We start from the raw sequence: 24532 nt of genomic DNA on the forward strand, positions 1-24532 counted from the left end.
GCGTGATCGCGAGTGACCACAGGCGTCACGGGCGCGCACCGGCCGACCGACTGCCCGCCCGCCCCACAACGAGGCCAGGCCCCCGCCTTGGCCTGGGAGGAGCGCGACACCATGGACATCGGCATCGGACTCCCCGTCCTGCATCCCGCCCCCGACCTGTCGATCGTGGACTGGGCCAGGCGCGCCGAGGAGCGCGGCTTCACCACCCTCGGCGCCACCGACCGCCTGGTCTACGACAACTACGAGCCGCTGACCGCACTGGCCGTCGCCGCCGGCGCCACCACCCGCATCCGGCTGACCACCACCATCCTGCTGGCCCCGCAACGCGCCAACCACGCACTGTTCGCCAAGTCCGCCGCCACGCTCGACCGCCTCTCCGGCGGCCGGCTCGTGCTGGGCCTCGCGCCGGGCGCCCGGGAGGACGACTACCTCGCCGGCGGGGTCGCCTTCCAGCGCCGCGGCAAGCTGTTGGACGCGCTGCTGGAACAGGCCACCAGGCAGTGGCAGGGCGACGGCGATATCGGACCGCGCCCGGCCACACCCGGCGGCCCCCCGCTCCTGTTCGGCGGATTCTCCCAGCCCGCCCTGCGGCGGATGGTGGCCTACGGCCGCGGCTGGATCGGCGGAGCCCAGGGCGTCGAGACATTCCGCTCCCTCGTCCCCGGGGTCCGCCAGGCATGGCAGGACGCCGGCAAGGCAGGCCGACCCCGCCTGGTGGCGACCGCGCACTTCGCCCTGGGCCCGGACGCCGAGCAGCGCCTCCACCGCCGCCTGACGGACTACTACACCTCCGGCACCTACACCCGAAAAAGCATCGAAGCCGGCCTGGCCGGTCCCGAAGAGATCGCCCGCGAGGTCGCCGCCTACGCCGAGGCGGGCTGCGACGAACTCGTCTTCTTCCCCCACGGCGGCGGCCTGGAACAGGTGGATCTGCTCGCCGCCGCGGTGGGGTGGTGACCACCCGGTACCGCGTACCGGCGACGACACCGGCAGCGGAGGCCGGCTCACCCCATGGTGCCTGGCCGCCCGGTGGTGCGGTCCGTCGCCGCCCGGCCGTCGTCCCGCGGCGCGCCCCGCCCGGGATCCAGTGCCGCCGCCCAGTGGTCGGCCCAGCGGACGAGGGGGCCGAGCGCCTCGTACGCCTCCTGCCCCAGCGGGGTGAGCGCATAGCGGCTGTCGGGCAGTTGGCGAACCACCCGGGCGTCCAGCAGTTCGGTCAGGCGCTGCCGCAGCACGCTGGAGGACATGGCGTCGCACTGCTTCTGCAGGGGACGGAAACCGAGCGGGCCCGTACGCAGTTCCCACACGATGCGCAGGCTCCACCGCCGCCCGAACAGATCGAGCGCGGCCATGAGCGGGCGACCCGTGGTCGAACCGCGAACCGGCTTGCCGGGGCGTGGAGTTGCCATGGCGGGACGGACGACTCTCCCTGCTTGATGCCTCGAATTCCGGCACGCTACCATCGGCGCCCGCTTCGGAAACCGAATCGAAGGGGTCTGTTGTGACAACCGCCCTGAAGACCGGGCTGTGCCAGGCGTTGGGCATCTCCACGCCGATCGTCCAGGCACCCGTAGGATCCGCCGCCACCGCGGAGTTGGCCGCGGCGGTGAGCCGGGCCGGCGGCCTGGGAACGCTGGCACTGACCTGGGTCACACCGCAGGAGGCCGCACAGCGCATCCGCACCACCCGACGGCTCACCGACCGCCCCTTCGGGGTCAACCTGGTCCTGGACTTCCCCCTCGACCACCTCCTGACGACCTGCCTCGACGAAGGCGTGCGGATCATCTCCACGTTCTGGGGCGACCCGGGAACGGTCAACGAGCAGGTGCACGCCGCGGGCGCGCTGCACCTGCACACCGTCGGCAGCACCGAGGAGGCACGCCGCGCGGTCGACGCCGGGGTCGATGTGATCGTCGCCCAGGGATGGGAGGCCGGCGGCCATGTGCGGGGGCAGGTCGGGACCATGGCACTGGTGCCCGCGGTGGTCGACGCCGTGCACCCCGTACCCGTGATCGCCGCCGGCGGCATCGGGGACGGCCGCGGCCTGGCCGCCGCCCTGGCACTGGGCGCACAGGCCGGCTGGCTCGGCACCCGGTTCCTGACCGCCCTCGAAGCCAACACGCACGAGACCTACCGCGCCGCCGTACTGCACGCGACCGAGGCGGACACCGTGTACACCCGTTGTTTCGACGGCGGTTGGCCCGACGCACCGCACCGCACACTGCGCAACGCCACCCTCACCGCCTGGGAACGCGCCGGGCGACCGCCGAGCCCGCACCGACCGGGCGAAGGGGAAACGGTGGCCACCACCCCCGACGGCGGGAAGCACCTGCGCTACGACGACATGATCCCCACCGCCGACGCATCCGGCGACCTCGCGGCGCTGGCCCTGTATGCCGGACAGGCCACCGGGCTCGTCACGCACACCGCGCCGGCCGCGGAGATCGTCGAAACGATCGCCGCACAGGCCGCCGACATCCTCGGCAGAGAGTGACCGGACCCGCGCCACCCGGGCCGGCCGACGACCGACCGACCCCGGTCCGAGGACACACGAGGGGCAGGCGCGGCGCCCCGGAGGCCCTGGCCGCGGCAGCCGGCGCCGGGGACGGGCCCGGCGCCGGAACGGGCGTCAGCTCAGCTGCTGGGCCCGGTCGTAGAGCGGCTTGGTGCGCGCGGTGGTGAACTGCGGTCCGACCAGGTACCGCGTGCACGCCGGCTGGTCGGCATCGTCACACGCCGTGCCCTTGGGATCCATATGTCCGGAGTGCGTGTTGACGCCGATCACCGTGCCGTGTCCGGTGGTGGGGGAGAAGTCGCCCAACCGCGGGCCCCCGCTGGCTCCTCCGCCCATGACGCAGGCCAGGCCCCACTCTCCCGCAGGCTCGGGATGGTCCTGCGGGCCCGCGTACTGCCGAGGCGTTCCCTGGCAGTGGGCCAGCGCCCGGCCGGTGTACTCCGGCAGGCCCTCGCGAGCGGCGTCCGAGGCGGCGCGGGGGTAACCGAACTGGTAGGCCGTGCGGTCGCCGGGAACGTCGAAGGCGATGTCCTGGGCCGTCCCCGCGGCTTCCGCGACGGACTGTCCGCGCGCGTTGCGGCCGACGACGGCGAACGCCTGGTCATAGGCGCTGAACCGGGCGTCGGTCTGGTCGTTCTTCAACCAGGTCGAGTTGAGAACGGCCCAGCGGACCACGAAGGTGCCCAACGGTGCCTGGCCGTCCCGGTAGCCGGGGATGAACAGGGCGTTGGACTGCCACTGGTTGTCCTCGCCGGCGAGGTTGGTGTTGTTGACGCAGTGCGCCGCCGTCACCAGCGTGCTGCCCTTGCCGCCGCGCACCAGCGTCGCGGTGCAACTCGCGTCCTCACCATGGTCGGTGAAGAACAGCCGCCCCATGGTGGTCGTCGGAGCGCCACCGCCCTTCCAAGGGGCCCCGTCCACGCCTCCCTTGGGCGGGTTGTCCGACAGGGGAGTGGAGAGGGCCGCGATGCGTTCGGGGCTCCAGTAGGCGCGTACGCGCGACTCGTCCTGTGCGGTGGACGCCATGGCGTGGACGGCCACCGTGCCGTCCGACGGGGAGCCGGCGGCGCGCGCGATGCCCGGGGCGGGGGCCGCTCCGGCCGACGGCGCGAGCGCCCCGGTCAGCAGTGCCACGACGGCCGCGGCGAACGCCACCCGGCGGACGGGCACATGACGGCTGCCCCGCTTCTCCCGCCCGTCCCAGCCGGCGACCGGCGCGGGCCCCCGTCCGCCTCCGCTCCGTCCTCCGCCTCCGTGGGCGCGGGTGTCAGGCGGTGTGATGCTCTTGCTCATGACTCTTCTCCCGTGAGGGTCGGGTCGGGCGGACCCGCGCCGAGCGGCGGTACGCCTGCGGGTCCGGGAACAGGAGGTTCCACAACGTCAGACGTGCGACCGATGCCGGGGTTGCCGACAGGCGCGAAGTACGAGACGACCGTCCTCGAAGAGGAGGGCGAATCCGGGGAGTTGAGGCCATGGCCCGAGGCGGCGGGGTCGCCGCAGGACGGGTCCACGGCCCCGTCGCCTCACGGGACGAGGAGCACGGTCAGCCGCCGCGGGCCGTGCACGCCCTGGACGCGGATCATCTCGATGTCGGCGGTGGCGGAGGGGCCACTGATCCAGGTCAGGGGACGGCTCGGGTCGAGATGGCCGATGGCCTCGGGCATGGCGGAGCACACCTGGGCCTCGCGGACGACGCACACATGGAGGTCGGGCAGGAGGGTGGGGGCGCGCCTGCCCTGCCCCGGGCCGCCGTCCAGGACGAGGGTGCCGGACTCGGCGATGGCGGCCGCGCAGCTGGTCACCACCGCGTCGGTGGCGTCGAGTTCGGCGTGTGTGAGCGGCGGGGCGTCCCGGCGGACCAGTCCGTACCACTGGGCGAGCCAGGCGTCGGGCAGCCCGGCGGGGGCGACGGCCGAACGCGCCGTCGCCAGGGCGCGTGCCAGCGCCGCCGGGAGGTCGTCCTCGGCGACGCGGTACACCTCGGCCCCGTAGTCCGCCAACCGCTCGACCAGCAGCGCGAGGACCCCGTCCCGGTCCTCGGGCGCCACGGTGGGGGCATGGCGGAGATAGCCACGGGGGACCGGCACGGGGGCCTCGCGCAGGTCGGCGGTGGCCTGGCGGATACGGCGCAGTACGGTCTCGCGTGAACTCACTTGGTGCCTCCTTCGGTCCGCTTCCACCAGCTGCGGAAGGACTCCTTGGGGATGTCGGGAAGGGCCCGGCTGTCGGTCCAGCCGTGCAGCGGGCCGGGCAGCGCCATGTCCGCGGGCAGCACCCGGCCGGCGACGCCCGCGGCCTTGACGGCCGCGTTCCACAGCGGACCGCGCTCCATGACGCCCTCGACAGCCTTCAACGCGGCCTTCTCCGCACGGTGCTTGACCTTGGCATCGCCCTCGGCGACGTCGTGCCGCAGCTTGAGGAGGACATCGGTGAAGCGGATCTTGACCGGGCAGACCTCGTTGCACGCACCGCACAGCGAGGAGGCGTACGGCAGGGAGGCGGTCTGCGGATCGTCCGGGCCCTTGAGCAGCGGGTTGAGGATCGCCCCGATCGGGCCCGGGTACACCGACCCGTAGGCCTGGCCGCCGGTGCGCTCGTAGACGGGGCAGATGTTCATGCAGGCGCCGCACCGGATGCAGCGCAGTGCCTGGCGCCCGACCGGGTCGGCGAGCGCGCGGGTGCGGCCGTTGTCGACGAGGACCAGGTGGAAGGCGCGCGGACCGTCGCCGTCGGTGACACCGGTCCAGGTGCTGGTATAGGGGGCCATCCGCTCGCCGGTGGCGCTGCGGGCCAGGACCTGGAGATAGACCTCCAGGTCCTGCCAGGTGGGGACGACCTTCTCGATGCCGACGACGGAGATCAGGGTGTCGGCGAGGGTGAGGCACATCCGGCCGTTGCCCTCGGATTCGACGATGCACAGCGTGCCGGTCTCGGCGACCATGAAGTTCGCGCCGGAGACGGCGACTTTCGCCTTGAGGAACTTCTCGCGCATGTGCAGCCGGGCGGCCTCGGCGAGTTCCGCGGGGTCGTCCGAGAGGTCCGCCGGCGCCGGCCGGCCGTACCTGCCCATCTCGCGTACGAAGATGTCGCGGATCTCGCTGCGGTTGCGGTGCAGCGCCGGGACCACGACGTGCGACGGCAGATCGTCGCCGAGCTGCACGATGGTCGCGGCGAGGTCGGTCTCGCGGGCGCTGATCCCGGCCTCGGCCAGGGCGCCGTCGAGGCCGATCTCCTCCGTCAGCATCGACTTGACCTTGACGATCTCGGTCTCGCCGGTGGCCTGGACCAGCCCGGTGACGATGCGGTTGGCCTCCTCGGCGTCGACGGCCCAGTGCACGGTCCCGCCCGCCGCGGTGACCTTCTCCTCGATCTGCTCCAGGTAGGTGTCGAGATGGGCCAGCACCTCGTCCTTGAGCGCGGCCGCGGTGTCCCGCAGGTCCTGCCAGTCCGGGCGCTCGTCGACCAGTGCGGCGCGCTTGTCGCGGATGGTGTGGGTGGCGCGGCGCACGTTGGCGCGCAGCTGTTCGTCGGCGGTGGCGGTCTCGGCGGCCTTGGGGAACGTGGGCCACCCCATGAAGGTCCGGCTCATCGCAGCGCTCCGTTCCGCGCCACCGGCACGTCCGCCAGCGGCCCGTCGTCCTGGGTGCGGGCCAGGATCTCGACCAGGTGCATGGTGCGGACCGGATGGCCGTCCTTGGTGAGCCGGCCGCCGATGTTCATCAGGCACGAGTTGTCGACCGCGGCCAGCACATGGGCCCCGGTCTCCAGCACGTGCCGGGCCTTGTCGCCGTTCATCGCCCCGGAGACGGCCCCGTTCTTGACCGAGAAGGTGCCGCCGAAACCGCAGCACTCCTCCTGCGCGGGCAGGTCCACGAAGTCGATGCCCTCGACCGCGCGCAGCAGGCGGTACGGGCGCTCGCCCAGCCCCATCGTCCGCAGACTGTGGCAGGTGGGGTGGTAGGTGACGCGATGCGGGAAGTAGGCGCCCACCTCCTCCACGCCGAGGGTGTCGGTGAGGTACTGCGTCAACTCATGGACACGCGGGGCGATTTCGCGCACCTCGCGGAGCAGACCGGCGTCCCCGGCCGCCTCCGCCGCGCTCTCGTACGCCTCGGCGGGGAGCCCGCCGCAGGAAGCGGAGGGCACGACGATCGCGTCGTACTCGCCGAAGACCTCGACGAAGTGGCGGGCGAGCTTCGCGGTCTCCTTGCGGTAGCCGGTGTTGTAGTGCATCTGCCCGCAGCAGCTCTGCTGCGGGGGGAAGTCCACCGCCACACCGAGCCGCCGCAGCAGCGTGACGGCCGCTTGGCCGGTACGCGGATAGAGCGCGTCGTTGAGGCAGGTCACGAAGAGCGCGGTGCGCATCGTGTCTCCTTGTTCGCCAGGGGTGGGAAATCGGGCATCGAGGTCGACGTTCACTGCTGGTGGCGGCGTGCCGGCGCCACTCGCGGAGGGCCTGGGACCACCAGGGCCGGCGCGAGCACGAGCACGCCGACCGGCGCGGACCGCCGGGTGCACGAGCCGGGGCCTGTGGCCGGCGCCACGCTCGTCGACCGCCGTACCGGGGTCGCCGCCGCCCTCGCCGGCGACCGCACCCGGCACCCCGACCAGCGGGGCCGGCCGGGCCGCCGCGATCACCAGGCCACCCCGCAGCGCACGGACCGGGAGCGGAGGGAAGGGGACCATGATGAACGTAAGCATAGACGGAAGGTTCGGCGGATGCGTCCGACGGGGGGCACAATAGGTGCCATGACACAGCCGAAGCCGACCGCCGACCGCGCATACGCCCACGTCAGGGAGCGACTCCTGGACGGCCGCTACCCGGGCGGCGAACTGCTCTCCGAACGCGGCGTCGCCACCGAGCTGGGCCTGTCCAACACACCCGTGCGCGAGGCGTTCCTCCGCCTGCAGGCCGAGGGGTTCCTGCGCCTCTACCCCAAGCGCGGCGCCCTGGTCGTGCCGGTCACACCTGGCGAGGCGCACGCCGTCCTCCAGGCCCGGCTGCTGATGGAGCTCTTCGCCCTGGACGCGCTGGCGGCGCGCGGCCCGGAGGCGATGCGCCAGGCCGCCGAGACGCTGCCGCAGGCCGGTGACGACGCACCGGACGACGCCTCGTCCAAGCGGGCCCTCGATGTCGCCCGCGCCTTCCACACCCAGCTCATGCGCGCCGGCGGCAACCCCGTCCTGGCACGGCTCCACGAGAACCTCTGGGACCAGCAGATCCGCATCGCGGCCGCCTCGACGGCAGGCCCCGGCCACGCCGCCGACGACCTGAGCGAACACGCCGCCCTCACCGAGGCCCTCCGCCGGGGAGACGGCACCGCCGCCCGCGACCTGCTCACCCGCCATATCTCGGCGGTCCTCCACCGCATAGGTCTTGCCGGCGACCCGGCCCTGCTGCCTCCGGTCGCCTGATCTGCCGGGGGAGGCGAGGCGGCGACCGCCCGCATCGGGGCGATCAGCGGGTGAGCAGGCCCCGGACCGCCTCGCTGACCGGCGGCAGGTCGGCGGGCCGGGCCCACTGCCAGGCGTCGTGCTCGGTCAGGACGACCGGTTCGGTCTTCTATCGGAGGCGGGCGGCAAGAGCGGTCCTCGCCGCACGCACCTGCGCGTCGAGGGAGTCGGCTGCCATCGTCCCGTGTACGCCCTGGTGATGGCTCATAGTTCACCTGCCTCTCGATGCACATTACTGCACCGAGGCGCAGCATGTTGCAACGGTGTGTCGGGCGCCTTAGGCTCCCCTTAGGAGCGGGTCTGAGAAGGGGAGCGCAATGCTGGAGCAGGCATCGGCGTTAAACCGAGAAGGTTTCTCCGGCACCCCTTTACGCACATGCATCTTCCCATACGGGATTCCCTCCGTCCGAGCGGAATGGGCCCCCTTCCGGCCCGCGACGCGGCACTTCTTGTCCGAACAGGGCGCGACCGCACGGACGTTGCGAGGGAGAGGAATTGCCGGACCCGCAGGCGCGGAACACCGCGCCCCCGCCCGTGAGGGGGAGGTGCTCCCCTGAAGAGCTAGCTGTGCGGGCGGCGCTCCTCCGCCAGGAGTCCCGCCCGGCCGTCGCTCCGGTGCGCCGACACCTGACGTGACGGCTTGTCGCTGCGCCGCTCGACCAGTCCGTCGAGCGAAGGCCCCGGATCGTCGATCGGGGCGGCTCGCCAACCCGAAGCCGCCGAACGGGGCTTCAGCCGACCCAGGCAGACAGCTCAGGAAGGCATGTCCATCGTGCAGCACCACTCTGCGTTCTGTCAGCTCAACCACGTTCGGACAACGGGCCGTTGGGCGCGCTCCCGTGCTCTGACGGCGAGGCTGACGGTCCCCTGAGGCGCGACGGCCCGCCCGGTGCCGTCGGTGGTGTCGTCGAGGGGCGCGGGACGGGGCGCGGATCGCCCCCCCCGGGCTGCTGGGCGCCGATCGCGGGCGCAGGGCCGAGGTCGTCGCGCGGCCGCGGTGCTGCCACCCGCCGGCGGGCGGGCGCAGGCCGCACCCCGGCTCGTCGCAGGCATCCCGAGGCGTCTCGGGCCGAACACCCCCGGATATGCGTTCACTTCGAATGTTTCGACAGGGAGTGGGTGTGACAGTGGAAGGGAAGGCCGTGAGGGATTCGCGCTGGGGTGGTCAGCTGGCCCCGGAGGTGGAAAGCGTGCCGATTGCTTCGCTGGTGGCGGCGGACTCGCCGCGCCGCGAGGGGGAAAACGCGGAACACGCACGCACGCTTGCCCAGTCCGAGACTCCGTTTCCGCCCATCATCGTGCAGCGTTCGTCGATGAAGGTCATCGACGGCATTCATCGCTTACACGCGTCGCTTTTACGCGGATGGAAGGATATTGACGTCAGGTTCTTCGACGGAGGTGAACAGGACGCATTCGTCCTCGCGGTGGAGTCCAATGTGCAACACGGCCTGCCGCTGACCCTGTCCGATCGCACCGCGGCGGCGGAACGCATCGTCCTGACGCATCCGCAGTGGTCGGACCGGGCGGTGGCCGCGGCGACCGGCCTGGCGGCCAAGACCGTCGCCGCGATCCGTCGGCGGTCGGCAACTGAGGAAGTTCCTCAGTTGCACACCAGGATCGGACGGGACGGCAAGACCCGTCCGGTCAACAGCGCGGAGGGGCGCAGGCGGGCGGGTGTCCTGCTCAAGGAGAACCCCGGCACCTCGCTGCGGAAGATCGCCGAGAAGGCCGGCGTCTCACCCAACACCGTGCGTGACGTGCGGCAGCGGCTCCAGGCCAACGAGGACCCGGTCCCCCCGCGGCACCGCAGACCCGTGCAGAACGCCGTGCGGAAGGCCCCCGCCGCGATGGGTGACGGTGCCACCGGCGTCCCCGCCAGGGAGCTGGACGCCAAGACGGCGATACAAGCGCTGTTGCGGGACCCGCAGTTGCGCATGTGCACGGAGGGGCGGCTGCTGCTGCGCCTGTTCGCGGTGCATCTCGACAGACGGCAGCGGCAGCGGCTCATCGACTGGATCCCCAGCCGCTGGCGGCGCATCGTCACGGAGCTGGCCTACGCCCGTTCCCGTGACTGGTACCAGTTCGCCAAGCAGGTGGAGGCAAGCGAGGGGAAGGCGACGGTCGGCGAGGAGCGCGTGCTGGAAGGGGTCGGTTAGTCCGTCCTACCGCGGCGTCGGCGGCGTGCACAAGGCCCTGCCGTCGCCCCCTTTCCCGCTCGCGGCCAGGTGGCTCAACGGCAACGGGGGAGCCGGCCTGCCGGTATGCGAGGACCGTGCCGTGGCCGCTGTCCGGAGAGGGCAACGCACGGCAGGCGGAAGGCACATGCCGTCCCTCTCGGCGCACCCGCCCCACCTCCCGGAAGGACGCACGCCCCTTACCTCCCGTCGACCACATCAGCCCCACCGACCGAGCGGAACCGGCCGAACCGACTTCATCGGCCCCGGTCCCGATCCGGCAGCCGGCGGCACGGGTCGTACCTCCCGCGGACGGCCCGAGCGGTGCGGAAGAGGCGGGTTCCCGCGCGTTCCACCACACTGAAGGCCCCGCTCAACGCCGTTGTGCCGCGGGGTAATTGGGCAGATCGTCGATAGCGCCGCCGTCATACACACGTTGTCCGAGCATCGCCCATCGGGTGCAGGAAATAGGCCACCTCCAGGGGCGGGGCTTCCGGTACTTGGCCGGCGGCGGTAATTGCAGAAGCCCGATCCGGAGATGATCAAAAGGCTCGTCGTCTCGCCGATGCGGCGTGCGATCATTCCCCTTGACACGCTGCCCGGGCCGTGGAAGTTTCTGGGCGTGCATATGTGCGGGGAATCCGAGAGGCGGACCGACCGCACTTCTGCGCCGTGTACTGGTCGATAGGCGGGGGACAGGAGCCCAGACCGGCGTCCACTCCGACTGTCACGGCGGATAAGGGACCATCCCGACAGCTTCCGCTTCGGAGTGCGATCGGGCAGTATCTCGACCGCGTCCGACCTACGGAAAACCGAGCACCCTTCACGCCACCGCTCGTGCCTTTCGCCATGCGGGCACGAACGATTTCCTGCGCCCTGACCCCCGTTGCCCGCTGACCACCGGCGCCGGGGCCCGCACCGCACGAAAGGCAGCCAGTGACGTCGAGAACCCGGGACCGGAAATGCGTCCTCCCTCAGGTGATGGCCACCTGGTCACAGGGCGGGAGAAGCACCTTCCCCTCCGGCGGCCGCATGCCCGGGCGCCGTGTTCCCTCGTAGTCGACGTCAACGACCGCGATATGCCCGGGAGTTCCGTTGCCTGCTTCTCTCGCACGGGATGCGGTCGGGTGGAATACGGCCGCGGGAAATTCCATGGGCCCCTCGCTCTCGCCTCCGGTGCCGGAAATGACATGGTCGTGACAGTGCAGCGGTGACCGTGCGACGGTTCACCGCTCCACCCTCCACCGTCCCGCACAACCGGCAGCCCGCCGAACTCGCCCAAGGAGCACACTCCATGAGCGCGTGCATATGTCTGCGTCACCCCACGCAGCCCCTCGAAGCCCGGCCCCCGTCGACGTCCGCCGCACCGAACACGGCGCCACCCACGCGCACCGGGAACCGTCCGTCCCGAGAGGCGGTCCGGCATGGAGACGCGTGAGTTCACCCCGTCCCCGGAACAGCTGGTATGGACGTTCGGCGGGGCCGCACCGGTGATGCGCATCCGCCCGGGCACAGCGCTGCGCCTGTGGACCGAGGACGCGTTCGGCGGTCGCCTGCGCAGCAGTTCCGACCTGCCGAGCGCGCTCCTCGACGACCGGTTCATCAACCCGCAGACCGGACCGTTCCACGTCGAGGGCGCCGAGCCCGGCGACACCCTGGTGCTGCACATCGCGGACCTCGCCCCGGCGCGCGACTGGGGCGTCTCCACCACCTTCCCGTTCTTCGGCGGTCTCACCGGGACCGAGCGCACCGCCACCCTCCACCCCGCCCTGCCGGAACGGACCTGGATCTACCCGGTCGACAGGTCCGCCGGCACCGTCCGCTACACCGCACTGGACAGCGACTTCCGCGTGGACCTGCCGCTCGCACCGATGCTGGGCACGGTGGGCGTCGCCCCGACCGCCGGCGAAGTACGCTCCTCCCTCGCCGCCGGACCCTTCGGCGGCAACCTCGACACCCCGCAGCTGCGGGCCGGCGTCACCTGCTATCTCGGCGTACACGTCGAGGGCGCCCTCTTCTCGGTCGGCGACGGCCACTACCGGCAGGGCGAGGGCGAGTCCTGCGGCACCGCGGTCGAGGGCGCGATGCAGGCGACCCTCATCGTGGACCTCCTCAAAGGCGGCGCACCGGCCCGCCCGCGCATCGAGGACGACGACCACTGGATCAGCGTGGGATCGGCCCGGCCCCTGGAGGACGCCTGGCGGATCTCCCAGACGGACATGGTGGCCTGGCTCGCCTCCCTCTACGGCCTCACCACCATGGACGCCTACCAACTCCTCTCCCAGACCTGCCGGACACCACTGGCGAACGTGGTCGACGCGGACTACACCACGGTCACCAAGATCCCCAAGGCCCTGCTGCCCGCCGCCACCGCATACGACGGAACGCACCACCGCATGCGCTGCCTGGCCGCCGGCCGGTAGCGCACCAGGACGCCCCTGCCCGACGCCCCCGACGCCAGGCACCCACCGATCCGAGAATGGTGAACTCCATGGAGATGCGCAGTCTCGACCGCAGCACCCTGGGCCCGGAGAACGGGTTCTCCCAACTCCTCAAGCCCTGGTCGGCACTGAACGCCCCCTTCAAAGGCGCCTGGTGCGTGGTCGCACCGGGCACCTCGACCACCCGCCACGCCCACCCCGACTACGAGATCTTCATCGCGATGACCGGCGAGGCGACGCTGTCGTCCGCGGGCGAGCAGATCACCTTCCGGCAGGGCGACATCGTCCACTTCCCCCCGCACACCGACCACCAGGTGATCAACGACGGCGCCGAGGAGTTCCAGATGTACGCCGTGTGGTGGGACCAGGAGACCGCCGGCCAGTTCCTCGACCGCCACCACGGTCCCGGCGGCGACCACCACGGCGCCCACGACGGCCAGGAGGGCTGACCCATGGCAGAGCCCACCGCACCCACGCCCGGCCGCGCCCGCCCGGCCGTCATCATCGAGACCTCCCCGACCCCCAACGGCAACCTCCACATCGGCCACCTGGCCGGACCGTTCATGGGAGCCGACGTCCACGCCCGCTACCTGCGGACCCGCGGCCGTCCGGTGGTCTTCTCCACCGGCACCGACGACAGCCAGACCTATGTGATGGCCAGCGCCCGCCGGCGCGGCACGACTCCGGAGCGACTGGCGGCCGTCTCGCACGAGGAGATCGGCCGCACGCTCCGACTGGCCGGCATCTCCGTCGACGGATACGCCCCCTACGACGAGGCCTACAAGACCCACGCCCTGCGGTTCGTCTCCGACCTCCACGAGGCCGACAAGCTCGAACTGCGCACCGTCTCCTTCCCGTTCAACCAGCGCACCGGCGAGTTCCTGGTCGAGGGCTTCGTCGCGGGCTACTGCCCGGTGTGCGTCACGGAAAGCCGTGGCGGTGTCTGCGAGACCTGCGGACATCCCAACAACTTCGACGAACTGCTCTCCCCCTGGTCCACCCAGGACCCCGACGACCCGGTCGTCCTACGGGAGGCCACCGTCCTGGTCCTCCCCATGGAGCGGTACCGCAAGGAGCTGACGGACTTCTACGCGACGCACGGCGAGGGACTGCGCCCCCGGACCCTCACCTTCCTACGGGAGGCCCTCTCCAAGCCGTTGCCGGACTTCCCCGTCACCTACCCCATCTCCTACGGACTGCCGTCACCGTTCCCCGGCACCGAGGGCCAGCGCCTCAACTCCTGGGTCGAGGGCATCCCCGCGGCGATGTTCTGCACCGCGCACGCCGCGGCGGAACTCGGCGGGGAGCACGCGGGCACCAACCTGTGGCTGCCCGCCCAGGACGCGGAGATCATCTACTTCATCGGCTCCGACATCGTCTACTTCTGGGGCCTGACCCACCTGGCGCTGCTGATGGCCCACGGCGGCCGCTACGCCCTGCCGGAGCGGATCATCTCCAACGAGTTCTACGAGTTGGAGAACGAGAAGGTCTCCACCACCCGCGGGCACGTCGTCTACATCGACGAACTCCTCGCCGACTTCTCACGGGACGCGATCCGCTTCTACCTCACCCTGACCGGCCCGGAACACCAGCGCACCAACTTCAGCCGGGAGGCCATGGCGAAGGTCACCGAGCAGTCCGTGATCGCCCCCTGGAACCGGCTCGCCGACACGCTCAACCTCCTGGCCGCGGACGCCGAGGGCGAGTTGCCGGTCTCCGCGGGAGGCCGACTGCGGGCCACGGCGGTCGCGGAACGCTTCATCGACGCCTACGAGATCGCGACCTACTGCCCGTCGAGCGCCGCCGACCACCTGGTGAGCCAACTGCAACGGCTCGGCAAGCACGCCGGACGGGTCGCGGACCTGCCCGCGGCCGACCGCGCCGAGGCCCTCGGCGACCTCTTCCTCGAACTGCGGGCGGTACTCGCGGGCGCCGCCCCCCTCCTCATCGACACCGCGGAGCAGGCCCGCCGGGACGGCGGCTGGGACGGCACCCTGGACCCCGCGGCGTTCCAGGCACGCTCCGTACGGCCGTTCCGCGTGCCGTCGTTCGGCGGTGCGGGCGGCCCCCGGGAATGAGCCGCGCGGACGGGCCGCGGACCGCGGCACCCCTGGAGACCGTGGTGGTGGGCGGCGGGATCATCGGCCTGCTCACCGCCCTGGAATGCGCCGGGGCGGGCCATCGGGTCACGGTGGTCGAGCGGGGCGCGCTGCCCAACCCGGCAGCCGCCTCGTACGACCGGCACCGCACCCTGCGGGCCCTGCATCCCGGCGACCCGGGGGCCACCGGCGCCGCCCTCACGGCCCACCACGCCTGGCGGGAGCTGGACACCGCGTGGGGCATCCGCTGCTACCACCAGGTGGGCGCGCTGACGGTGCTGGAGAGCGGCCAGGCCGAGGACGCCCGACGCCTGCTGACCGCGGCCGGCGCCCCGGCGCAAACCCTGGACGGCGACCAACTCGCCCGCGCCTACCCGCACTTGACCCTGCCCGAGGGGCGGGTCGGGATCCTGGAGGAGCAGGCGGGCGTACTCCTGGCGGACCGCATCCTCACCGCCGCTGCCGCCCGGCTGCGCCACCACCCCGGCGTCCGCCTGCTGACCGGCCGCGCCGCCACCCGGGTGGACCCGGCCACCGGCACCGTGACACTCCACGGCGGCCGGACGCTACGGGCCGACCGGCTGCTGGTGGCGGCCGGCGCCGGCTCGCGCGACCTCCTGGCACCCTTCACCCGCGATCGGATACGACTGCACCGCCAGACCCTGCTCTACTGCCGCGTCCCCGACACCCAGAAAGCGGCATGGGACGCCATGCCCGCGATCCCGGCACTGGGCACCGACAACGGTGCCTGGCTCCTGCCCCCCGTCGCCGACACCCCACTCAAAATCTCGGCCCACGAAGCCTGCCGCACGGTGCCCGACACCGGCACCGGCACCCCGGACCCGGCGTACACCAGGCTGCTGACGCAGCGGTTCTCCCGGCTGATCCCGGCCTTCCGACCGGACTGGATCACCCAGGCACGCGACTGCCACTACCTGACCGACGCCGACTCCGGCGGCGCACTGCTGCTCGAACTCGCCGACGGCACCTGCTTCGCCCAAGCCGCCTGCGGGGGAGGGGCGTTCAAGTTCGCCCCGCTCATCGCACGCGCCCTGACACAGCGCTTCAACGGCACCCGGCCGGCCCCGACCGGACTGGCGACCCTGGACACCCCGCACCGCGCCGGTGCGGACCCGAACCCCACCACCGCACTCCGCACAGAAGGAGGAGAAGGTGATCAACTACAACGGCAAGAAGTTCCGCAACACTGAAGCGGGCCCGGACGGCACCGCACCGGTCGCCACCTACCACCAGGACGGCGACCTCGTCTGGGCCGAGGCCAGCGGCGGCGACGTCCGGCGCTGCATGCTCGTCGGTGTCTGCGACCCCGACGGCACCATCCGCATGGGCTACACGATGCAACTCGCCAGCGGCGAGACCGCCATCGGCCGCTGCGTCAGCACCCCGCGCACACTCGACGACGGCCGGATCCTGCTGCACGAGGAGTGGGAGCGCTACCAACCGTGGCCCGCCTCCGGCGTATCCGCCATCGAGGAAACGGAGTGACGATGCCGACCGTCACACTGGAGGCCGACCGCGCCACCGCACAGCTGGCCCTCGACGGCCCGGCCTCGGACACCGTGGCCGACCTCGCCGAGCAACTGGTCCACCGACCGGCCGCCGCTGTCGACGACCCGGCCTGGATCACCGCCGCCCGCGACGCCCGGCACGACCTCCCACGGCAACTGCGCGCACCACTCGCCCGGTTCCGACGGCACTCCGGCCCCCAGGGCGCCCTGCTGCTCCGCGGACTGCCGGTCCGAGACCAGGCGACCCTGCCGCCCACCCCCACCGTCCCCGACTCCGTCCAGCGCGAGCCGTCGGTGTCCGCCGCCGTCCTGCTGATGATCGCCGGCGCACTGGGCGACCCGGCCGCCTACCGCGCCGAGAAAGGCGGCGCCCTGGTCCAGAACGTCGTCCCCGTCCCCGGCAGCGAAGACGTCCAGGGCAACTCCGGATCGGTGCTCCTGACGTTCCACAACGAGAACGCCTTCCACCCGCACCGCCCCGACTTCGTCATGCTGCTCTGCCTGCGCGCCGACCACGAGGGCAGGGCCGGACTCCGCACGGCCTGCGTCCGAGCGGCACTCCCACTGCTCGACCCACCGGTACGGGAACGACTGGCGAGCCCGGAGTACGTCACCTGCCCACCGCCCTCCTTCGGACCCCAACAGGACAGCGTGGTCCACCCGGTGCTCTCCGGCGACCCGGCCGACCCCGACGTCCGGGTGGACTTCGCGGCGACCACCGCCACGACCCGGCGCGCGGCACAGGCCATGGAAGAACTCCGGTCCGCCTTCGAAACGGTCCAAAGGACCGTCCCCCTGCGACCGAGCGAACTGGCGATCGTGGACAACCGCGTCACGGTCCACGGCCGCACCGCCTTCCGACCGCGCTACGACGGCAGCGACCGCTGGCTCCAGCGCACCTTCGTGCTCTGCGACCTCAGACGCTCCCGGGACCACCGCCCCGGCGACAGCCATGTGCTGACCAGGTAGCCGACCGCCCGCGCCACCGGCCGCACAGGCCGCACGACGTGCCTGCCCAGGACCTCCCCCAGCCCGGAACAGCCTCGGAAAGCGGAGACCGCCAGCATGGAATCACTGCGTTCAGCACCCTCCCCGAAGCACGGCGCCGCCGGCCCGCACTACGGCTGCGTCGGCGTCGGCGTCGGCCCGGCCAACCTGAGCCTGGCGTCGCTCCTGCACGACCACCCGGACCTCACGAGCCTGTTCATCGAGCAGCGGGACGACGCCGGCTGGCACGACGGGCAGCAGATCCCCGGCGCCTCGCTCCAGGTCTCGCTCTTCAAGGACCTGGTCACCCTCGCGGAACCGACGAACAAGTTCTCCTTCCTCTCCTACCTCCACGAACAGGGCAAGATCTACCACTACGTCAACGCGCAGTTCGACGCCGTACCACGCCAGGAGTTCCGCAACTACCTGGCGTGGGCCGGCGAGAAGAACGAGAACGTCACCTTCGGCGAGCAGGTGCACTCCGTCGACTTCGACGACGTCTTCGTCATCCGCACCAGCCGGCGCACCGTCACCGCCGACCACGTGGCCATCGGCATCGGGAACCGCCCATGGGTGCCCCCGTTCTGCCGACCGGACCTGGGCACGACGCAGTTCCACGTCAGCGACTTCCTGCGACGGGCCGTGGGACTCGGGGGCCTGCGGGTCGCCGTCGTCGGCGGTGGCCAGTCCGGAGCGGAGGCCTTCTTGGACCTGGTCTCACGCCCGGACGGCGAGAACCCCCGGCAGGTCTCCTGGATCTCCCGGCGGGCGAACTTCTTCCCGATCGACGACACGCCCTTCACCAACGACTACTACATGCCGAGCTTCTCGGACCACTTCTTCGCACAGGAACGCAAACCCCGCGAGGCGTTCCTCACCGAACAACTCCTGACCAGCGACGGCATCTCGGCCGCCACCCTGCGGGCGATCTACCAGCGCTGCTACACCCACCGCTTCCTCGACGACAACCACGAGCTGACGGGCCTGTACCCCGGACGGGCCGTCACCCACGTCACCCCCGGCGTCGGCGGCGCCGACTGGGACATCACCCTCGTCCCCGCCGACCGCTCCGGCCCCGCCGAACAGATCACCGCGGACGTGATCGTGTGGGCCACCGGCTTCCGCCCCACGGCCCCGGACGTCCTGGCCCCGCTCGCGGACCGACTGGCCTGGGAGGACGGCGAGCTGCTGATCGACCAGGACTTCGCCGCCCACTGGGACGGCCCGCCCCGGCACCACCTCTTCGTCCAGAACGCGGCCCGCCGGCAACGCGGCCTCGCCGACCCCAACCTGAGCCTGGTCGCCTGGCGCAGCCGGCGGATCGCGGACCGGATGCTCGGCACCAAGACGGACGACCAGCACCCCTCCTTCGTCACCTGGTCCCCGGCCTCGGACCCGGCCGCCGACGGATTCACCGACGGGTTCACCGGCCGGGACGGCGGCCTCCGCGACGAACTGCCCAAGGGAGTGTGAGCGGTGAGCGGAGTCCACGTCGCCATCGTCGGCGCCGGAATCGTCGGCTGCCTGATCGCCCGCGAGGTGGCCGCCCGGCGCCCGGAGGCGTCCATCGTCGTGCTGGACCGCAACCAGGTGGGCTGCGGCGCCAGTCTCCGGTCCGCCGGCACACACATCCCACGCGGCACCACCCAACGCTTCAGACGCATGACGGAAAACAGCCAGGACTACTACGCCACCCTCAAACGCGACCTCCCCCAACTCCCCATCCGCGCACTGCCGATGACCGTCGTGGCCGACGCACGCCATGAGCGGACGATCCTGGAGCGCTACCTCCCCGCCTCCACCCCCGTGCGCACCGACACCCTGCCCTGTCCCCTCACCACGCTCCCCGACCGGTGCGCCGCCTGGCGCATCAGCGGCGGTCACCACGCCGACGTGCACGGCGTGACACGGGCACTCGCGGCCCGACTCCGGCCGCACGTCGCCTTCCGCGAAGGCGTCGAGGTCACCGCCGTCGACCCCGCGCGCACCGGTGTCACGCTGCGCCTGAGCACCGGCGAGAGGCTGACCGCCGACCGCCTGGTCCTCGCCCCCGGCCCCTGGACCGGCCACCCGGCATGGTCCGCACTGACCGGCGACCTCGGGATACGGGTGAAGAAGATCGTCGCCCTGCACCTCGACGCACCGACTGGCCCCGACGACGGAGCCGTCGTCTTCCAGGACCACGACGCCTTCCTGCTGCCCCTCCACGACCACGGCCACTGGCTCTACAGCTATGTGTGCCCGCAATGGGACGTCGACCCGGACACCGTGGACCGCGGACTGACCCCGAGGGACGTGGCGGAGGCCACGGCGAACCTGCACGCCTGCGCACCCCGACTCACCCAACGGCCGGGCTCGGCACGCGTATTCTGCGATGCGTACGGTCCGCAGGGGGAACCCCTGATCGCCGGTGTGGCAGACACGGCACGCGTCGTGTTCGCCGGCGCCGGGAGCGGCTTCGGCTACCGGCTGGCTCCGGCGATCGCCCACGAGGCCGCGGACAGGCTGTGCCAGGATTGAGGTTCTGTGGACTTAGTGGCTCTTCTCGCCGTCGCCGGAGCCGGCCTGCTGTCGGGCGCGGTGAACTCCATCGCCGGCGGCGGCTCGCTGTTGCTGTTCCCCGCACTGCTCGGCGCCGGACTGCCGACCCTCTCGGCGAACGTGACCAACTCGGTGGCCAACTGGCCGGGTTGGATCGGACAGGTCTACGGATTCGCCGACGACCTCAAAGAGCAGTCACGCACCCGGCTGGTCCTGCTGTCGATCGCCACCGGAGTCGGCACCATCGCCGGTTCCGTCCTGCTGCTGATCACCACGAGCGCCACCTTCGACCTGGTGGTACCGGTCCTGGTGCTCTTCGCCAGCCTGCTGCTGGCCGGGCAGAAACAGGTCAAGAAACTGGTCCGGCGGGCCGGCCGGACCGCCGCCACCGAGGGGCGCCGCCATCTGGCCGTGCTCTCCCTGACGATGGCCGCCGCCGGCGTCTACGGCGGCTACTTCGGCGGGGCCATGGGCGTCATCATGCTGGTGGCACTGGCCCTTGCCACCTCCGACGGGCTGCGCCGCCTCAACGCACTGAAGGCGGCGCTGTCCCTGGTCGACTCGACCATCAGCCTGCTGATCTTCGCCGCATGGGGACCGGTCGACTGGACGGCCGTTGCCGTCGCCGCCCCGACCGCACTGATCGGCGGCTATGCCGGAGCCCGACTGGCCCGCCGGATGAACGAAGAGGTGCTGCGCTGGATCGTGGTGGCCGTGGGCCTCTCGGTCTCGATCGCCCTGTTCATCAGCTGACCCACGAACCAGGCAACGGCAGGTGACACCGGCAGGGGCACGGCCCGACGGCCCGGTCCGTGCCCACCCGCCGGACGCCGCACCCGCACCGGCACCGGAGCGCGAAATCCGCGCCACCGCACGCCCCGGTGCCGGACCGGCGCACCATCCACCGCATCACTCGAGGACAGGCATCAAGTCCTCGGCGATCAGCGCCCGTTCGGCATCCGTCACCGGAGCGATCGGCAACCGGGGCGCACCGGCCTCCAGCCCGGTCAGGCTCAACGCCGTCTTCGCGAAACCGACCCCACCGACCCGCCCCAGCACCCGATACACCGGGAGCAGAGCACGGTGCGCGGCCCGCGCGGTGGCCGGGTCACCCGACTCATGGGCGTCCAGCATGATGCGCAACCGGTCCGCCACCACATGACCGATGACGCTCACGAACCCCACGGCACCCACCGACAGCCAGGGCAGATGGAGCGGATCGTCGCCCGAGTAATACGCCAGGCCCGTCTCGGCCATGACCCGACTGCCGGCCAGGAAATCGCCTTTCGCGTCCTTGACGGCGGTGATCGAGGAATGCTCGGCGAGCCGGAGCAGCGTGTCGACCTCGATCGGCACTCCGGCACGCACCGGAATGTCGTACAGCAGCACCGGCAGATCCGTGGCGTCGGCAATAGCCGTGAAGTGCGCGTACACCCCCTCCTGGGACGGCCGGGAATAGTAGGGCGTCACGGCCATCAGACCGTGCGCACCGGCCCGTTGGGCCTGCCGGGCCAGCTCCCGGCTGTGCGCGGTGTCATAGGTACTCACACCTGCGACGACGGTCGCACGGTCGCCGACCGCCTCGACGACCGCCCGGATCAGGGTGTCCTTCTCGCGATCGGAGGTGGTCGGGGATTCCCCGGTGGTGCCGTTGACGACGATTCCGTCGTTTCCGCTGTCGATCAGGCGGGTCGCCACTTCCTGCGCGATTTTCGGTTCCACTGCGCCGTTCTCGTCGAACGGGGAAACCATGGCGGTCAGAACTCTGCCGAAAGGCCGACCGGTATTCCGCGATGAACTATGCGTCATAGGGCGCAGATTACTCACATCCCGGGGATGCCGTAGGTCAGTCCACGCCATCCCCGGAATGCCTCGTCAGATGTTCACGCCGTCAGGGCAGAGTGGCGTGCGCGGGACGCAGATCGGCGATGGAGTTCACCCCGAGCAGCCGCATCGTCCGGACGATCTCGGTGCGCAGGATGTCGACGGCACGCTGGACGCCCCGCTCCCCGCCCGCCATCAACCCGTACAGATACGCCCTGCCGACCAGGCACGCGTTCGCCCCCTGGGCCATCGCGGCGACGATGTCCGCACCCGAGAGGATGCCGGTGTCCAGCCAGACCTCCGCCTCGCCCTGCACCGCGTCCAGCGCCGCCGGCAGCAGCCGCAGCGGGGTGGGAGCCCGGTCCAGCTGACGCCCCCCGTGATTGGACAGGATGATCGCGTCGACACCGTGCTTGACCATGTCGCCCGCGTCGTCCGCGTTCTGGATGCCCTTGACGACCAGCTTGCCGGGCCAGGACTCGCGCACCCAGTCCAGATCGTCGAGGCTCAGCGTCGGGTCGAACATGTCGTCGATGAGCTCGGCGACCGTGCCCTTCCACGAGCTGAGCGAGGCGAAGGTCAGCGGCTCGGTGGTCAGCAGGTTGAACCACCACGCGGGATGCAGCGCACCGTCGAGGAACGTACGCAGCGTGAGCGCCGGCGGAATGGTGAGCCCGTTGCGCATATCGCGCAGCCGCGCACCGCCCACCGGGGTGTCCACGGTCAGGATGAGGGAGTCGTAACCGGCGTGGTGGGCACGCTCGATGAGCTCACGGCCGGCGGCACGATCCCGCCACACGTACAGCTGGAACCACCTGCGGCCGGTCGGCGCCACCGCGGCGACGTCCTCGATCGACGTCGTGCCCATGGTGGACAGCGCGTACGGAATACCCGCCCGCTGGGCCACCCTGGCCACCGCCGGCTCGCCCTCGTGGTTCATCATGCGGGTGAACCCGGTCGGCGCGAAGGCGAAGGGGAGCGCGGACCGCTTGCCGAGGATGTCCACCCCGGTGTCCACCTCGGCCGCACCCCGCAGCACACCGGGGTGGAACTCGATGCTGCGGAAGGTCTGCCGGGCCCGGCGCAGACTGATTTCGGCCTCCGCCGCACCGTCGGTGTAGTCGAACACCGCACGGGGGCTGCGGCGACGGGCGAGGGCACGCAGGTCGGCGATGGTGTAGGCGGCCGCCAGCCGGCGGTCGGTGGCGTTGAGGACAACGGGCTTCGGTCGCAGGATCTGGGCGAGCTCTTGCGGGCGGGGCAGTCGGCGCTTGGTCACGGAACCTCTCTCCCGGATACAGGAAATGGGCGGGGTGGCGCTGTGCGTCCGTCACGGCGGACCGGTGCGCGGCGCGCGCACACCCGGGCACGCGGTCAGACGGTGCGCGGCCGGATGCTCATGCGACGCGGCCGGGCAGCGGTTTGCGGCTGGTCACCGTGAGCCGGTTGAAGGTGTTGATCACGCTGATCGACCAGACCACGGCGGTGTACTGCTCCTTGTCCAGATGACGGATGGCCTCCTCGTACACCTCGTCCGGTACGTCCTGGACCTGCGACAGCTTGCTGACCGCCTCGGTGAGCGCCAACGCGGCACGCTCCTGGGGCGTGTAGAGATCGGTCTCCCACCAGGCCGCGAGCAACGACAGCCGGCGGTCGTCCTCACCCATCCTGCGGGCATCCCGGATGTGCAGATCCAGGCAGAACGCACAGCCGTTGATCTGCGACGCCCTGATCTTGACCAATTCGACGAGCTTCGGGTCGAGCCCAGCGGATTCTGCCGCGGCCTCGACGGTTTCCCGTAATTTCCGAATCTGCTGGTAGGCCGCGGGGAACGCGTCCGTGAGATTGATGCGTTCGATCATGCCGACACGGTATCCACATCTGACGGCTTCTTGGAATCCGTTCCCACCGGACAGCGCGCCCGACTTTCCGGATCACGACGGCGGACGGCGGCGACCTTCGAGGCGCGCGAAACGGTATCGCCCGCCCGCGACCGAGCGAATGCCCGCCCGCCCCTTCGGGGAACTCCGATAGCACGGCATGGTTCGGCCATATCGACTCCGTGAGGAATGCGCCATCGAGCTGCGCCGCAAGAGCGGTTTTCGGCAAGATCCACAAGAACGGCCCGAAGACAGCGTTTACGGCCGCGTGTGAAACGCGTGCAGCATGCGCCTCGCGGCTCAACGTCCCGTGAAGTCGAGGGGAACGAGCCCCAGAACGCCGGCGGCGGTGCGCGCGGCGAGAGCGTCGTCATACCGCGCCTGCCCCGCCAACGCGATGACGGCCCCCTCCAACGCACCCACGAAGGCGAGCGCCACCGTCCTGGCCGGCGGGCCGGGCGGGATCGCGCCGGCCCTGCGCCCGGCCTTGACCAGACCCAGGCAACGCCGGGTGATGGACGCGTAACCCTCCTCCACCTGACGCCCCACCGGATGGTCCTGCCCGGAGAACTCCAGCCGCAACGCGATCGCCACCCGCGCGATGTCACCCCGGCAGAAGACGGCATGACCGCGAGCCAGGGCCAGCAGCGCCGCGACCGGATCCGACTCCCGCGCGACCGCCTGGCCCACCTCCCGGTCCCAGGACTCCCGCACCCACTCCACCACGGCCAGGACCAGCTCCTGCTTGTCCTTGAACTGGTGGTAGAGCGCCCCGCGGGTGTACCCGGCCTCCTTGGCCACCTGCTCCAGCACGAGGTTGCCGTAGCCGTAACGGGACAACCCCCGCGTCGCCGACTCCAGCAGCGCCGTACGCGAACGCAGACGGCGGTCCGCCTGACTCAGGCGCTCTCGCGTCCGGTCACCCATGCCTCACTCCGATCAACTCGTCAAGATCCCGCCTGCATCCAACTACCGCCGATCGACGCACAGTTCACTGTCGCCGACCACCCGGATCAGCCGCCATCCGGCACCGCCCGCCCCGTCACCGCGGCCCGCCGCGGTCGCAGCATACATACACGCACGTAGGT

Annotated in this window: 22 protein-coding genes; 13 read left to right on the top strand and 9 right to left on the bottom strand. The window is 71.4% G+C overall.

The features are described from left to right. Positions 1-111: 111 nt before the first annotated feature. Positions 112-957, top strand: a complete 846-nt coding sequence (locus ACIQE0_RS20315) for an LLM class flavin-dependent oxidoreductase (protein ID WP_402333969.1) — start codon at positions 112-114, stop codon at positions 955-957. A gap of 47 nt (positions 958-1004) precedes the next feature. On the opposite strand, the gene ACIQE0_RS20320 is transcribed toward ACIQE0_RS20315, so the two are convergent. Continuing rightward, the gene (locus ACIQE0_RS20320) at positions 1005-1352 is read right to left on the bottom strand and encodes a helix-turn-helix domain-containing protein (protein ID WP_366332181.1); all 348 of its coding nucleotides are present in this window, start codon (positions 1350-1352) and stop codon (positions 1005-1007) included. Positions 1353-1501: 149 nt separating this feature from the next. Here ACIQE0_RS20320 and ACIQE0_RS20325 point away from each other — a divergent pair, with 149 nt between their 5' ends. Further along, positions 1502-2494, top strand: a complete 993-nt coding sequence (locus ACIQE0_RS20325) for an NAD(P)H-dependent flavin oxidoreductase (RefSeq protein WP_402333972.1) — start codon at positions 1502-1504, stop codon at positions 2492-2494. A 135-nt stretch (positions 2495-2629) separates the two neighbouring features. Here the strand turns inward: ACIQE0_RS20325 and ACIQE0_RS20330 are convergent, their stop codons facing one another. The 4 genes from ACIQE0_RS20330 to ACIQE0_RS20345 all read right to left on the bottom strand — a co-directional run bounded on the left by ACIQE0_RS20330 (position 2630) and on the right by ACIQE0_RS20345 (position 6880). After that, on the bottom strand, positions 2630-3808 hold the full coding sequence (locus ACIQE0_RS20330; RefSeq protein ID WP_402333975.1) for a trypsin-like serine peptidase: 1179 nt from the start codon (positions 3806-3808) through the stop codon (positions 2630-2632). A 230-nt stretch (positions 3809-4038) separates the two neighbouring features. Continuing rightward, positions 4039-4668, bottom strand: a complete 630-nt coding sequence (locus ACIQE0_RS20335) for a lactate utilization protein C (RefSeq protein WP_402333977.1) — start codon at positions 4666-4668, stop codon at positions 4039-4041. Continuing rightward, the gene (locus ACIQE0_RS20340; protein WP_402333980.1) at positions 4665-6104 is read right to left on the bottom strand and encodes a LutB/LldF family L-lactate oxidation iron-sulfur protein; all 1440 of its coding nucleotides are present in this window, start codon (positions 6102-6104) and stop codon (positions 4665-4667) included. The genes ACIQE0_RS20335 and ACIQE0_RS20340 overlap by 4 nt, the downstream gene beginning before the upstream one ends. After that, positions 6101-6880, bottom strand: coding sequence for a (Fe-S)-binding protein (locus tag ACIQE0_RS20345; RefSeq protein WP_402333983.1), 780 nt, complete (start codon positions 6878-6880; stop codon positions 6101-6103). Before ACIQE0_RS20345 ends, ACIQE0_RS20340 begins: the two co-directional genes overlap by 4 nt. A 384-nt stretch (positions 6881-7264) precedes the next feature. Here ACIQE0_RS20345 and ACIQE0_RS20350 point away from each other — a divergent pair, with 384 nt between their 5' ends. The 11 genes from ACIQE0_RS20350 to ACIQE0_RS20400 all read left to right on the top strand — a co-directional run bounded on the left by ACIQE0_RS20350 (position 7265) and on the right by ACIQE0_RS20400 (position 20493). After that, positions 7265-7930 (top strand): GntR family transcriptional regulator, encoded by a 666-nt coding sequence (locus ACIQE0_RS20350; RefSeq protein WP_366332176.1) that lies wholly within the window; start codon positions 7265-7267, stop codon positions 7928-7930. Positions 7931-9090: 1160 nt separating this feature from the next. Further along, complete coding sequence (locus ACIQE0_RS20355; RefSeq protein WP_402333986.1) at positions 9091-10125, top strand: ParB N-terminal domain-containing protein; 1035 nt, start codon at positions 9091-9093, stop codon at positions 10123-10125. A 1442-nt stretch (positions 10126-11567) separates the two neighbouring features. After that, positions 11568-12566, top strand: a complete 999-nt coding sequence (locus tag ACIQE0_RS20360) for an acetamidase/formamidase family protein (protein ID WP_402333989.1) — start codon at positions 11568-11570, stop codon at positions 12564-12566. Between the two features lie 68 nt (positions 12567-12634). Next, positions 12635-13033 carry a cupin domain-containing protein gene (locus tag ACIQE0_RS20365; RefSeq protein WP_402333992.1) on the top strand — a complete coding sequence of 133 codons (399 nt, stop codon included), beginning with the start codon at positions 12635-12637 and terminating at the stop codon, positions 13031-13033. A 3-nt stretch (positions 13034-13036) separates the two neighbouring features. Further along, a complete protein-coding gene (locus tag ACIQE0_RS20370; RefSeq protein ID WP_402333995.1) occupies positions 13037-14662 on the top strand; it encodes a class I tRNA ligase family protein in 1626 nt (541 codons plus the stop codon). Further along, on the top strand, positions 14659-15894 hold the full coding sequence (locus ACIQE0_RS20375; RefSeq protein ID WP_402333998.1) for an NAD(P)/FAD-dependent oxidoreductase: 1236 nt from the start codon (positions 14659-14661) through the stop codon (positions 15892-15894). Before ACIQE0_RS20370 ends, ACIQE0_RS20375 begins: the two co-directional genes overlap by 4 nt. After that, entirely contained in the window at positions 15857-16189 is a 333-nt protein-coding gene (locus ACIQE0_RS20380) for a hypothetical protein (protein WP_402334002.1), read from the top strand. Before ACIQE0_RS20375 ends, ACIQE0_RS20380 begins: the two co-directional genes overlap by 38 nt. A gap of 2 nt (positions 16190-16191) precedes the next feature. Further along, positions 16192-17181, top strand: a complete 990-nt coding sequence (locus tag ACIQE0_RS20385) for a TauD/TfdA family dioxygenase (RefSeq protein ID WP_402334005.1) — start codon at positions 16192-16194, stop codon at positions 17179-17181. 96 nt (positions 17182-17277) lie between these two features. Then, complete coding sequence (locus ACIQE0_RS20390; RefSeq protein WP_402334008.1) at positions 17278-18672, top strand: lysine N(6)-hydroxylase/L-ornithine N(5)-oxygenase family protein; 1395 nt, start codon at positions 17278-17280, stop codon at positions 18670-18672. 3 nt (positions 18673-18675) lie between these two features. After that, positions 18676-19719 carry an NAD(P)/FAD-dependent oxidoreductase gene (locus ACIQE0_RS20395; RefSeq protein ID WP_402334011.1) on the top strand — a complete coding sequence of 348 codons (1044 nt, stop codon included), beginning with the start codon at positions 18676-18678 and terminating at the stop codon, positions 19717-19719. A 15-nt stretch (positions 19720-19734) separates the two neighbouring features. Then, entirely contained in the window at positions 19735-20493 is a 759-nt protein-coding gene (locus ACIQE0_RS20400; RefSeq protein ID WP_384097792.1) for a sulfite exporter TauE/SafE family protein, read from the top strand. 156 nt (positions 20494-20649) lie between these two features. On the opposite strand, the gene dapA is transcribed toward ACIQE0_RS20400, so the two are convergent. From dapA to ACIQE0_RS20420, 4 genes are all read right to left on the bottom strand, one after another. Beyond that, positions 20650-21549 carry a 4-hydroxy-tetrahydrodipicolinate synthase gene (gene dapA / locus ACIQE0_RS20405; protein ID WP_402334014.1) on the bottom strand — a complete coding sequence of 300 codons (900 nt, stop codon included), beginning with the start codon at positions 21547-21549 and terminating at the stop codon, positions 20650-20652. Between the two features lie 82 nt (positions 21550-21631). Beyond that, complete coding sequence (locus ACIQE0_RS20410) at positions 21632-22843, bottom strand: alpha-hydroxy-acid oxidizing protein (protein ID WP_402334017.1); 1212 nt, start codon at positions 22841-22843, stop codon at positions 21632-21634. A gap of 118 nt (positions 22844-22961) precedes the next feature. Continuing rightward, entirely contained in the window at positions 22962-23426 is a 465-nt protein-coding gene (locus ACIQE0_RS20415; RefSeq protein WP_402334020.1) for a carboxymuconolactone decarboxylase family protein, read from the bottom strand. Between the two features lie 318 nt (positions 23427-23744). Next, positions 23745-24371: a TetR/AcrR family transcriptional regulator gene (locus tag ACIQE0_RS20420; protein WP_402334023.1), complete on the bottom strand. Its 627-nt coding sequence runs from the start codon at positions 24369-24371 to the stop codon at positions 23745-23747. Positions 24372-24532 lie beyond the last annotated feature (161 nt).

Source organism: Streptomyces sp. NPDC093097, assembly GCF_044754325.1.
Classification (GTDB): domain Bacteria; phylum Actinomycetota; class Actinomycetes; order Streptomycetales; family Streptomycetaceae; genus Streptomyces.